This window comes from Streptomyces beigongshangae, assembly GCF_019710745.1.
In the GTDB taxonomy this organism is placed as follows: Bacteria; Actinomycetota; Actinomycetes; order Streptomycetales; family Streptomycetaceae; genus Streptomyces; species Streptomyces beigongshangae.
This window is the reverse complement of sequence record NZ_JAHKJW010000111.1, coordinates 1-11,698: the sequence shown is the minus strand read 5'-3', so window position 1 is coordinate 11,698 and position 11,698 is coordinate 1. Positions and strand designations below refer to the sequence as shown.

Annotated in this window: 9 protein-coding genes; 2 read left to right on the top strand and 7 right to left on the bottom strand. The window is 74.3% G+C overall.

The genetic code is table 11. The annotated features are described in order from the left end of the window. Positions 1 to 303 precede the first annotated feature (303 nt). Entirely contained in the window at positions 304 to 1,074 is a 771-nt protein-coding gene (locus KM933_RS37640) for a calcium-binding protein (protein WP_221361694.1), read from the top strand. Between the two features lie 677 nt (positions 1,075 to 1,751). Here the strand turns inward: KM933_RS37640 and KM933_RS37635 are convergent. Continuing rightward, positions 1,752 to 2,390 carry an ATP-binding cassette domain-containing protein gene (locus KM933_RS37635; protein WP_221361692.1) on the bottom strand — a complete coding sequence of 213 codons (639 nt, stop codon included), beginning with the start codon at positions 2,388 to 2,390 and terminating at the stop codon, positions 1,752 to 1,754. 130 nt (positions 2,391 to 2,520) lie between these two features. After that, positions 2,521 to 2,961: a DUF6278 family protein gene (locus KM933_RS37630; protein WP_221361691.1), complete on the bottom strand. Its 441-nt coding sequence runs from the start codon at positions 2,959 to 2,961 to the stop codon at positions 2,521 to 2,523. Positions 2,962 to 3,121: 160 nt separating this feature from the next. Between KM933_RS37630 and KM933_RS37625 the strand changes: the two genes are divergently transcribed. Beyond that, positions 3,122 to 4,978, top strand: a complete 1,857-nt coding sequence (locus KM933_RS37625) for an SGNH/GDSL hydrolase family protein (protein WP_308013676.1) — start codon at positions 3,122 to 3,124, stop codon at positions 4,976 to 4,978. Positions 4,979 to 5,123: 145 nt separating this feature from the next. Here the strand turns inward: KM933_RS37625 and KM933_RS37620 are convergent, their stop codons facing one another. From KM933_RS37620 to KM933_RS37600, 5 genes are all read right to left on the bottom strand, one after another. Further along, entirely contained in the window at positions 5,124 to 5,903 is a 780-nt protein-coding gene (locus KM933_RS37620; protein WP_221361688.1) for an exodeoxyribonuclease III, read from the bottom strand. 84 nt (positions 5,904 to 5,987) lie between these two features. Then, positions 5,988 to 6,623 (bottom strand): MBL fold metallo-hydrolase, encoded by a 636-nt coding sequence (locus KM933_RS37615; protein WP_221361686.1) that lies wholly within the window; start codon positions 6,621 to 6,623, stop codon positions 5,988 to 5,990. Between the two features lie 107 nt (positions 6,624 to 6,730). Beyond that, positions 6,731 to 8,074, bottom strand: coding sequence for a bifunctional 3-oxoadipate enol-lactonase/4-carboxymuconolactone decarboxylase PcaDC (pcaDC, locus tag KM933_RS37610; RefSeq protein WP_221361696.1), 1,344 nt, complete (start codon positions 8,072 to 8,074; stop codon positions 6,731 to 6,733). Between the two features lie 113 nt (positions 8,075 to 8,187). Continuing rightward, positions 8,188 to 9,525 (bottom strand): sulfite oxidase, encoded by a 1,338-nt coding sequence (locus KM933_RS37605; protein ID WP_221361684.1) that lies wholly within the window; start codon positions 9,523 to 9,525, stop codon positions 8,188 to 8,190. A 429-nt stretch (positions 9,526 to 9,954) separates the two neighbouring features. Then, a partial coding sequence (locus tag KM933_RS37600) for an SWIM zinc finger family protein (protein WP_260334794.1) occupies positions 9,955 to 11,698 on the bottom strand: 1,744 nt, incomplete at its 5' end.

Sequence of the window (11,698 nt, the reverse complement as noted above, 5' to 3'; positions counted from 1 at the left end):
TGTCAATGAAACAAACGGAGTTGATTACCGGGGCGGGCGATGAGCAGGGAATCTGCCGTGAACCAGGAGTCGGAACCTTTCCCGGGACCGGAAAACGAGGGCTCGATCGCGGGCACTCCCGCACCGGAGAAGCCCGACCGCCACATCCGACGGGACATCGGCCTACCGTGACGCCGCGTCAGTTCGCGGTCTTGCGGATCCGGGCCGGCAGGGGAGACTGCCTTCACCACCGGGGTCGCCCGGTCCCCGGCCGCACCACGCCGAGCAGGTCGGCCCACCGCCGCTCCACCGAGATGAGGTCTCATGAACCGAACCCGAGCCGCCGTCAGCGCGGTCGCCGTGCTCCTGTTCACCGCCGGCCTCGCCGTCGGCCCGGCAACCGCCGCCACCGCCACTGAGGCGAAGGCCCGTGTCGGAGCCGACTGGGCGACTCAGTCGATCGTTTTCACCGCCGCCGCAGGGCAGACCAACGACCTCAGCATATTCTCCATGTACACCAGCGACGGGATCCGGCGGATCGGCTTCAGGGACGTGGTCCCGCTCGCACCGGGCGACCACTGTGCGTACTCCGGAGCCGAGGACACCACCTCCGTCGTCTGCGAACTGCCCGCCGACAGCGCCCGGCCCGACAGGATCGACGCCTTCCTCGGCGACGGCGACGACACGATCGCCGCCTTCGACCCCGGGATCGGCACCGTCGGCGGCGGCCCCGGCGACGACGAACTGCACGCCCACACCGCGCGCACCGTGCTGGGCGGCGCGGGGAATGACATGGTCATGGGACCTGCCGCCCTGCACGGCGGCGACGGCACGGACCACCTGATGGGTGACAGCGGCGACCAGCGGATGTGGGGCGGCCGGGGCGACGACATGATCGAGGGCTACGGCGGTGACGACACCGTGCACGCCGGCCCCGGCGACGACCACGCCATGGGCGGGGACGGCCGCGACGTCCTCCTCGGCGGCCCCGGCAACGACACGCTGGACGGCGAAGGCGGCGACGACCTCGTCTGCGGCGGCACCGGGAAGGACGCCCTCGAAGGCGGCCCCGGCCGCGACGTCGTCCTCCCGTGAGACGCTGTTCCACCCGGCCGGCCTACGGTGGCGTATGAGGGTTACGGCGATGGCGGTGAAGGCCAGGAGGCGTTCCGGCCTGCGCTCGTATCCGCCCTGCCCCTGACGGTCGTGAACTCCCGGGCGTACGGGCCGGACGCCGTCGGACCGGTCGCCGATGTCGTCCGCGCCGCGCGGACCCCGCCGCCCGCGGCACCGGCGGCGTCCGCCCGGAGCGCCCACCGGGCCTCCTGAAGGATTCCGCCGGGGCGTGGAGCACAACCCGACCGGCTCGCAGCTGACCTTCCGCTCGCCGGCGGCCGACTCGTCGTACCCGTCGGTCCCGCCGCGCGAGCAGTGATCTCCGGCTGCTGCCGGACGGGCCACTGCCCCTCGCCACCGCGTGCCCGGCAGCAGCGTCCCCGGGCCGGCCGAGGCGCCTTCGGCAGCCTCCGTCGCCTCGGGGACGAACGACACAGCGTAGTCCAGGCCCGGCGCGGCCGCCCCCTCGGCCTGACGGAACCCCGCCCGCGGGCCGGGGACCGGAGCCGGCCCCGCACCCCCGGACGGCGCACCGGGTCCCGCCGCGGGCGCCGTCCGGGGTGTGCGGGCCGCGCGCGGCGGTCCCGGGGAAAACGTCGGACACCGCCGGGACAGGGCGTGCACGCGCCGTACGGATCATGATCACGCCGCCCCGTTCAGTGTGTGAGGGTTTTGGAGAGGAAGTCCTTCGCGTGGTCGCTGCGCGGGTCGGTGAAGAACGCCTCCGGGGTGCGGTCCTCGCCGTCGGCACCATCGGCACCATCGGTGCCATCGGTGCCATCGGCCGTGAAGACGGCACGACGGGCAGCCGAGCGCGCGAATCCCATCCCGTGGGTGACCACGACCGTCGTCATGCCGTCACGCGCGAGCTGCCGCATGATCTCCAGGACCTCCAGGACCTCGTCGACTATCTCCGGGCCGAGCGCCGAGGTCGGCTCGTCGAAGAGGGGCACCCCGGGGTCCGTGGTGAGGGCGCGGGCGATCGCCACGCGCTGCCGCCGACCTCCCGAGAGCTGCGCCGGGTACTTCCGCGCCCGCGGGATCGGACCCACCCGGCCGGGCAGTTCGAGCGAGCGCCTGTCGGCCTCGCCCCTCTCGCGGCCGCGCGCCTCCACCTGCGCCGGCGAGGCGTTCTGCAGGACCGCCCGGTGCCCGAGGAGGTTGGAGGACTGGAAGACCATTCCGGCCTCGGCACGGACCTTCGCGAGTGCCTTGAGGTCGATGTCCCGCAGGACGTGCAGTTCGCCGAAGTACTTGTTGACGTCACGCAGCTCGATCAAAGGATTGACGGCCATGCTCAGCCCTACCCACTCTCAGCAGTGTCGGGATGGCCGCAAACTATCCACAGCGGGGTGCCCCGAAGCCGCGACACGCACTTTTCGGGCATTAGCCGTATTTAAACCGTCATTGGTGCAGACCAGACGGCTACGACTCCGCCACCTCGGCGTACAGCTGCGACAGTTCGGGAACGCCGCTGGCCGCCCACTCGTGCCCCGAGACGACCACGTCGATCTCCCGGCCCGACGCCAGGCGCACCACCGGTCGGCCGTCGCGCCAGACCTCCCAGACCGCGCCGGGGACCGTGCGCACGATGACCGTGCCGAGGTAGAGGCCCGCGTCGTTGCCGAGCCAGGTCAGGCTCTCCTCGTCGTCGCGCCAGCGCGGCAGCAGCTGGTCGAGGGCCTCCAACGAGGCCACGGTGTCATCGAGTTCGATCCCCGCCCGGTGGGCCTGGGAGCGCAGCAGTTCGCATTCGGAGAGCAGCCCGGCCACCCCCTCGTGGTCGTTCCCGCCCTCCGGGAATGCCTCGGCCCCTCCGGCGGGGTCCCGCTTCTTGCGCCAGTTGCCCAGGAAAGGGATGTTCATACGCCCAGCCTTTCATCCGTATGACCGCATGCACCACAGGGCGCGCGGAGCGCCTGTTCCCGGGGAGTTCGCACGCAGTTCGCGCCTGCCTCATTGACGCGTCCCCGCTGGCTCCTTAGCTTCACGGTGCATCTGTCGTTTCGTCAGCTGAGGAGTCGGTGTGTGCCGACATGTGTGGGGTACCGCCGTCGCTCTGACGCTGCTGTCGACGGCCGTGACGGCTCCGGCGACGGCCGTGCCCCAGGCCGGGCCGACCCGGCAGGAAGCGCAGGCCGGGCAGGCCGGGCAGGCGAGGCAGGCCGGGCAGGCGAGGCAGGCCGGGCAGGCGAGGCAGGCCGGGCAGCGGCCGCTGCCGCTGGAGCGGCTCTTCGACAACACGGCCGTGAGCGACGACGCGCGGCCCGCCGGTGCCGACTTCGACGGCTCCGGCGCCTCCCTGTCGGCGCAGGACCTGAGCGCCGCCGGATGGGTGCCGGGCCGCTCGCTGACGGTCCGGGGCGCCGACCTGACCTGGCCCCGCAGCGCGCCGGGCACACCCGACAACGTACGCGCCGACGGCCAGTCCGTCCGGGTGCGCGGCAGCGGTGACGCGCTCGCCCTCCTCGTCGCGGGCACCGGCGGCGGCGAGGAGAGCGGCACGGGCGTGGTGCGGTACCGCGACGGTTCGCGCTCCTCCTACCGGCTGACCGCGCCGGACTGGCGCGGCGGCCCGCTCGCCACCAAGGCCGTGGCACTGCCCCACGTCAACACGCCCGGCGGCCAACTCGCCGAGAAGGCACGGCTGTACGTCGTGACCGTGCCGCTCGCCCGGGGGCGCGCGGTGGACTCCGTGACGCTGCCGCGCAACGGCGACCTGCATGTCTTCGCGCTGTCGGTACGTGCCGAAAGCCGTGGCTGGACCGGCAGTTGGGCCGCGTCGACCTCCGGCTACACGGCGGTCGGGCCGTGGACGGACCGGACGCTGCGCCTGGTGGTGCACACCTCCGCGGGCGGGCCGCGCGTGCGGATCCGGCTCGACAACACGTTCGCGGCGGCCCCCGTGCGGGTCGGCAGCGCGACGGTGGCCGTTCAGGCGTCCGGGGCGAAGTCCCTCGGTGAGCCCGTGCCGTTGTCCTTCCGGGGCTCCGCCGCCACCGGGATCCCGGCCGGGACCCAGGTGTTCAGCGATCCGCTGGGGTTCGACGTACCCCCGGACAGCAATCTGCTGGTGAGTCTCCACCTGCCGGGGACGGTGACGGCGGCGCCCGTGCACAGTCTGGCCGTGCAGCAGTCGTACGTGAGCGAGCCCGGTGACCACGCGGCGGACGCCGCCCCGGACGCGTACACCTCCACGATCCTCAACTGGCCCCTGCTGACCGGGGTCGACGTGGCGGGCGGGCCCGGGTCCGTGGTGCTGCTCGGCGACTCGATCACGGACGGCGAGAAGTCGACGCGGGACGCGAACCGGCGCTGGCCCGATCTGCTGGCCGACCGGCTGCGGGAGCAGGAGGCGGTGCCGCGCTACGGGGTGCTCAACCACGGCATCTCGGCGAACCGCGTGGTCACGGACCGGTACACCGGTGACGGGGTCTCCGCCGACACGGGCGGGGTGAGCGCGCTGCACCGGCTGGACCGGGATGTCCTGGCGCAGACGTCCGTACGGACGGCCGTGGTCTTCCAGGGGGTCAACGACGTGCGGTGGGGGGCGAGCGCGGAACAGGTCGTGGAGGGGCTGCGGACCGTCGCCGAGCGGGCGCGCGGTCGCGGGCTGCGGGTGCTGGCCGCGACGATCGCGCCCTGCGCCGGGGAGGCCCGGTGCACCGCCGCCGCGGACGCGGAGCGGGCGGCCGTGAACCGGTGGATCCGGTCCGACTCCGGGGCCGCCGCGTTCGACGGTGTGCTCGACTTCGACGCGGTGCTGCGGGATCCGGGGGATCCCGCCCGGATGCTTCCCGCCTACGACAGCGGAGACCATCTGCATCCCGGGGAGGCGGGGCTCGCCGCGCTGGCGGAGTCCGTGGATCTGGGGATGCTGTAGGGGCGGGGCCCCCGGGGTACGAACCGGGCCGGGAGCAGGGCGCTGCCGGATGCTGTCGGACGTCGCCGGGTGCCGTCGGGGCGTGAGCGGGTCCCGGCCCGGGTGCCGGTCCGGGACCCGGGCCGGCTGTGCGCGGCCGACGGGGCTAGACGTCCAGGTCGACCACGACCGGGGCGTGGTCCGAGGCGCCCTTGCCCTTCCGCTCGTCCCGGTCCACGTAGGCGTCCGTCACCGCCTTGGCGAAGGGGGCGTTGCCGTAGACCAGGTCGATGCGCATGCCGCGGTTCTTGGGGAAGCCGAGCTGGCGGTAGTCCCAGTACGTGAACGGGTGGTCGTACTTCAGGGGGCGCGGGACCACGTCCGTGAGGCCGGTTTCGCGCAGGGCGGCGAGGGCGGCGCGCTCGGGCCCGGTGACGTGCGTGGAGCCTTCGAAGAGGGACCGGTCGAAGACGTCGTCGTCCGTCGGCGCCACGTTGTAGTCGCCCAGCACCGCGAACGGGCGGCTGCCGGCCGCGTCGTCCGCGACGGCCGCCTTCAGCGCCTCGAACCACTGGAGCTTGTACGCGTAGTGCGGGTGGCCCACCTCGCGGCCGTTCGGCACGTAGACCGACCAGACGCGTACCGGGCCGCAGGTCGCGCGGACCGCCCGGGGCTCCTCGACGCCCTCGTAGCCGGGGTCGCCGGGCAGGCCCTTGACGACGTCCTCCAGGCCCACCCGGGACACCACCGCCACTCCGTTCCACCGCCCCGTCGCGTTCACCGCGGACTCGTAGCCCAGCTCCCGGAGCTGCTCGGACGGGAACTGCTCGGCGTTGGTCTTCGTCTCCTGGATGCACAGCACGTCCGTGCCGCTGCTCTCCAGCCAGGGCAGCAGCCTCGGCAGACGGGCGGTGATCGAGTTCACGTTCCAGGTGGCGATACGCATGGGCACAACCTACCCGGCGGCTGTGACAGCCGGAGGTCGCGACAGTCGCAGGCCGCGGCAGGCGGAGAGCGTGGCAGTCAGAGGTCAGAGGTCGGCCGTCTCGCCCGGTGCCAGCCGCAGGTGCTCGGAGCCGCCCAGGGCACCGATCTGACGGTCGTAGATCGGGCGCGCCAGGTCGGTGAGCAGGGCGTCGTGGATGTCGTACGCCCGCTGGGGCCGCACCTCCCTGACGTAGTCGATGACCTCGGAGATCTTGTTCCAGGGGGCCATCACCGGGAGCATCAGCGTCTCGACCGCCCGGCCGGGGACCGTGAGGGCGTCGCCCGGGTGGAAGACGCGTCCGCCGTCGACGAGGTAGCCGACGTTGGTGACGCGCGGGATGTCGGGGTGGATCACGGCGTGCAGTTCGCCGTGGACCTGCACGTCGAAGCCCGCGGCGGTGAAAGCGTCGCCGTGCCCGACCGTGTGCACCCGGCCCGGGAACGCGGCCGAGAGCTGGTCGGCGACGGACCTGAGGGTCCAGATCTCCGCCCCGGGATTCGCTTCCAGACCGGCCCGCAGGTGTCCTTCGCTGAAGTGGTCGGGATGCTCGTGCGTGACGAGGATCGCGTCCGCGCCCATCGCGGCGTCCGCCTCGCTGAAGGCACCGGGGTCGATGACGAGGACGCGGCCGTCCTTCTCCAGGCGGACGCAGGCGTGCGACTTCTTCGTGAGCTTCATGGTCCCCATCCTGCCTCCGGGCACCGGCGCGGGCCCACCGCGGGTGCCCCGTTCCCGGCACCCGCTCCCGGCACCCGCTCCCGCGTCGCTCCCGCCTCACTGCCGCGTCACTCCTGCGGTGTGGTCTCCTCGCGGATGACCTGCTGGGCCACCTTGAAGGCGCTGTTCGCCGCCGGTACGCCGCAGTAGACGGCCGCCTGGAGGAGCACCTCCTTGATCTCGACCGGCGTGAGGCCGTTGCGGAGGGCGGCCCGGGTGTGGAAGGCCAGCTCGTCGAGGTGGCCACCCGCCACCAGGGCGGTGAGCGTGACACAGCTGCGCGAGCGCCGGTCCAGGCCGGGCCGGTTCCAGATCTCACCCCACGCGTACCGGGTGATGAACTCCTGGAAGTCCCCGGAGAAGTCGTCGGCCCCTGCCAGCGCCCGGTCCACATGGGCGTCCCCCAGCACCTCACGGCGGACCTTGAGGCCCGCGTCGTACGGGTCGGCCCGGCCCACGGTCGCCTCGGGCTGGGGGGCGGGCGCGATCTCCGCGACGGGCGAGGTCTGCTGCGGCACGGCGGCCGCGTGCTTCGCCTGGCCCACCTGACCTGTCTGGCCCACCTGGCCCATCTGGTTCAGCTGGTTCGCCTGGGGGACCACGACCGCCATCTGCCCGGTGGACGAGTCGTAGGCCGGCTGCTGCCAGGCGGTGGAGAAGTGGCGCACGAGGAGGTCCGTGACCGCGGCGGGCTGTTCCACGGGGACCAGGTGGGAGGCACCGGGCACTACCGCGAGGCGGGCGTCCGGTATCCCGGCGACCAGGGTGCGGGCCTCGGCGGGACCGGTCACCTGGTCGTCCGAACCGACCAGGACGAGCGTCGGCACCCCGATCCGGCCGAGTTCGGCGCGGATGTCGAAGGCCGCGAGCGCCTCGCACGCGGCGATGTAGCAGCCGGGATCCGTGGTGCGCACCATCTGCACGGCCCACTCGGTGATCGCGGGCTGCGCCGCGGCGAACCCGCTCGTGAACCAGCGCTCGGGGGACGTCCGCGCGATGGGGTCCAGACCGTTCGACCGTACGATCACGCCGCGCTGGCGGAACTCGTCGGCCGTACCGAAGCGCGGGGAGGCCGCGATCAGGGTGAGCGAGGCGAGGCGGTCCGGCCGGCGCAGCGCGAGTTCGGCGCCCACGGCGCCGCCGAGCGCGCAGCCCGCGTAGCCGAACCGCTGGACACCGAGCCCGTCGAGGGTGGCGAGCAGCCGCTCGGCCAGCTCGGTGACCGAGCCGGCCGGATGCGCGGGCGCGCCACCGTGCCCCGGCAGGTCGAAGCGGAAGACCCGCCACTGCTTGGTCAGTTCCGGAACCTGACGATCCCACATGTGCCAGGTCGTGCCGAGCGAGGGACCGAGGATCAGCACGGGGGCGTCCTCGGGGCCGTCGAAGCGGTACTGGAGGGCGGGATACTTCATCTCACTCACCGCTCCACGCTAACTTCCGCACCTGCGGTCACGGAAACGGGCCGGGTTCGTCCACGCTCCCTGCACGCGGCCGCCACATGTCGTGCGGCGGGCCGCGCGGCAGGTCACACGGCCTGGACCGGGTGTCGGACGACCGCGTCGAAAAGATAGCCCTGGGTGTTGTGGACGGTGGTCCTCGGCTGGGTGCGGCCCGTCGTGTCCGTCGCACGCGCCAGGAGCGTGTACGCCCCCGGGGCCGCCGGACGCCAGTCGGCGGACCAGCGCACCCAGTCGGCGCGGCGCGGGGTGTCGTGGAGGCGGGCGCGTCGCCAGGTCGTGCCGCCGTCGGTGCTCACGTCGACGCGTGCGATCCTGCCCGCGCCCGACCAGGAGCGGCCGGTGAGACGGTGGTCGGCGGCGGCCGCCAGGCTCGCGTTCCACGGGAGTTCGAAGGCGCTCTTGAGGGTCTGACGGGTGAGCGGGGCGCTGCCGCCCTCCGGGTACGCGGCGCCGAACAGCCGGTAGAAGTCGGTGTTCCAGGGCGAGTACAGCGGCTGGGCGGAGACCTCGATGTCGCCGACCCACTTGATCGACGCGATACCCGTCCAGGACGGCACGAGGACCCGTACGGGGTGTCCGTGGTCCGGCGGGAGCGGCTCGCCGTTCATCTCGTACGCGAGCAGCACGTCGTCCAGGGCCTTCGCCAGCGGCAGCGGGCGGCGGACCCGGCCCAGGTTCGTGCCGTCCGCCGTGACGTAGTCGGCGTCCAGGCCGCGGGGCAGGACGTCCACGGCGTCCCGGCCCAGGCCGGCGCGGCGCAGCACCTCGCCGAGCCGTACGCCGCGCCAGCGGGCCGCGCCGATCGCCCCCAGGGTCCAGGCCGTACCGGACACGCTCTGGCCCTGCTGCGTCGTGAAGAGGCTGCGGCCGTTGCCCGCGCACTCCACGAACGCGCTGCGGGTGGTGGCGGGCAGCCGCTTCAGGTCGTCGAGCGTGAACTCGGCGGCGCGGCCCCGCACCAGGCCGTCCCCCCAGACGGTGAGGGTCCAGGCGCTCGCGTCCAGGACGGGCGTGGAGGTGTGGTTCCGGACGAAGAAGCGGTCCGTGGGGGTGTGGTGCCCCGTGCCGGCCAGCGCCTCGAACCTGGTCTCCGCGTTCGTGCCTCGGGTGGTGAACCAGGCTTCGGGCAGGGGCTTGACGATGCCCGGGGCCGCGGCGGCGGCCACGGTGTCCTCGGCGCGTTCGGCAGCCGCGGGGGCTGCCGGGGCGGGCGCGGCGAAACCGGTGCCGGCCACGGTGGCCGTCGTGGCCAGTCCGGCGGCGGCGAGCAGGCGGAGCAGGTCGCGGCGCTCGACGCCGTCGGCCCGGGCTTCGCCCGCGAGCCACTGCCGGAGTCTGCGGCGGTCGTAGGCGGACTCGCCGGACTCGTTGGACTCGTCGGTGGAGGGTCCGTTGTGGGGCATGGGCGGGTTCCTGCCTCTCGGAGGGTTCACGGGCATGCGTGCGGAGGGTGTGGGGGTGAGGGGGGACGGGCGGCATCGGGTGCCGGGTGGCATCGGGTGCCGGGTACGGCAGAACGCGGCGGGCGGGGTCTTCGGTGCCCGCCGGACTTTCGGGACGCGGCTGTGCCCGGGGGTGGATCGGGGGTGCGGCCGGGCCGGGCGCGGTCTCGGCCGGGGCGAAATCCGCCGCCGGTCACCGCCGCCGGGTCGGCGTGTGCTCGACGAGGATCAACAACAGCCGTGCGGCGTGCGCACGCGGAACCGCGGGGCGTGGCGGCACTCACTGAGGATCATGGGCGCCATGGTACGAGCCCGCACGCCGACTCGCCCGTGATTCGCGGCAGTTCGTCGCCGCGGTCCGGGCCGGGAAGGGCCGGCCGCGGCCCGTGTTCAGACGCCGGTGGGCGGGCCGAGGCCGGTGAGGGCGCCGACCGGGTCGAGGTCGGGGGTGCCGCGGGGCCACCAGTCGTCGTGGCCCGGTTCCGACTCGTAGGCGTACCAGAGGCCGTCGTGGCCCAGGCGGAGCTGCAGGTGGCCGCGGGGGTGGGTGAGGTGGTTGCGCCAGGGCCGGAAAGCGGGGAGGTCGGCCGCGAGGAGGAGCGGGCGGGCCCGGTCGAAACGGCCTGCCGGCGGGTCCCATGCCTCTTCGAGGGCGGCGAGCCCCCCGCTCCCGCCCTGGCGCCACGCGGCGACCGCGCGGGCCAGGTCAGCCGGGGTGCGGCCCGCGGCTGCGGCCAGGGACGCGTAGAGGGCGCGGGTGGTCGCGGTGAGGCCGGAACCCGGACGGGTGGCGGCGAGCCGGACGGCGTCCTGCCAGAGCGTCAGTCCGGCGAGCGGGTCGCGGCCCGTGGTCAGCAGCGCGTGCGCACGGGCTGCCGCGTCGGTGGCCAGCTGGTCCAGCGCGAACGGGTCGGGGCCACCGGGCGACGCGGGGTAGGCCGGGGGCTGCTCCGGATGTGCGGGAGGCGGCAGCGGGGCCGGCAGGGGCGGCAGCACCCGGGCGTGCACGGTCTCGCGGGCGAGCACGCCGGGCAGCGCGGGCTCCCCCGCCTGCCGGGCCGAACGGGTCGAACGGGCCGCCAGGGTGGCGTTGCGCCGCGACAGCGCGTCCAGCAGTTCGCGCTCGCCCCGGCCGCGCAGCAGGAGGAGCACGAACGGGTCCTCGTCCAGCAGCCGTGCGGTCTGGTAGCAGAGGGCGGCGGCGTGCTTGCAGGGGTGCCCGGAGTCGGGGCAGCTGCAGCGCGGGACGAGATCGCCGGGGCCGGGGAGCAGGTCCGCCCCGCTGTCGGCGAGCGCCTGGGGCAGGTCCTTGTCGAGCAACGCCGCGATGTGGCCCGGCCGTTCGGCGGCGGTGTCGAGGAACCGGTCCCAGTCGTCGTCCCGGAGCGTACGCATCCGGATCTGTACCCGGTACGGCCGCGGGCGGCTCCCGTGCACGTAGGCGAGCACCAGGCCCGGCGTGACGGTGATGGCGTCGACGCGCCCTCTGCGCGCGTACGCCTCGCCCCGCGCGAGCCGCGCCGCGTCGAGCGCCGTGTCCTCCAGCGCGGCGATCCAGGCGTTGCCCCACCACGTCCCGGCGAACCCGGCGGCATCCTGCGGCCGTGCCGGCAGCGCGGGGAAGGTGCGCCGCAGTTCACCGTCGCGGGCCGGGTCGGCCATGGACCGCCCCGGCACGGCGACACCGCGGCGCGCGGGGTCCGCACCGTCGCCGGGAGCGGAGGGGACGACGGGAGCGGGGGCAAGGACCGGGGCGGAGGCAGGGACCGGGGCGGGCTCGGGGTGCGGTGTGAAGCGATCATCGGAGTTCCGGCCGTCGGCGGAGACGGGCCCGGCGGGAGCGGCCTCCGCGTCGACGGCCCGGGGGCCGGTGCCAGTGCCGATGCCGGTGCCGGTGCCGGTGCCGGTGTCAGCGCCGGTGTCGGTGCCGGGGCGGGGGGCCGTCCTCGGACGCGTGGTGGCCGTCTCACGGTCGGCCTCCTCCGACCGGGCCTCCCTCTCCATGCGGGACGACAGCTCGAAGGCGTTGCCCAGCCGCTCGGCCATCTCCCGGACCTGGGCCGCGGCCTCGCGGCCCGACGCGGGCGGGCGGGGTCCGGTGGCGGGCCCGCCACCGCGTCGCCTGCGGGCTCCG

Coding starts and splice junctions, on each gene's coding strand:
- KM933_RS37635 (WP_221361692.1), bottom strand. CDS start 2,390: ATGGCCGTCAATCCTTTGATCGAGCTGCGTGACGTCAACAAGTACTTC.
- pcaDC (WP_221361696.1), bottom strand. CDS start 8,074: ATGAAGTATCCCGCCCTCCAGTACCGCTTCGACGGCCCCGAGGACGCC.
- KM933_RS37620 (WP_221361688.1), bottom strand. CDS start 5,903: ATGCGTATCGCCACCTGGAACGTGAACTCGATCACCGCCCGTCTGCCG.
- KM933_RS37640 (WP_221361694.1), top strand. CDS start 304: ATGAACCGAACCCGAGCCGCCGTCAGCGCGGTCGCCGTGCTCCTGTTC.
- KM933_RS37615 (WP_221361686.1), bottom strand. CDS start 6,623: ATGAAGCTCACGAAGAAGTCGCACGCCTGCGTCCGCCTGGAGAAGGAC.
- KM933_RS37630 (WP_221361691.1), bottom strand. CDS start 2,961: ATGAACATCCCTTTCCTGGGCAACTGGCGCAAGAAGCGGGACCCCGCC.
- KM933_RS37605 (WP_221361684.1), bottom strand. CDS start 9,525: ATGCCCCACAACGGACCCTCCACCGACGAGTCCAACGAGTCCGGCGAG.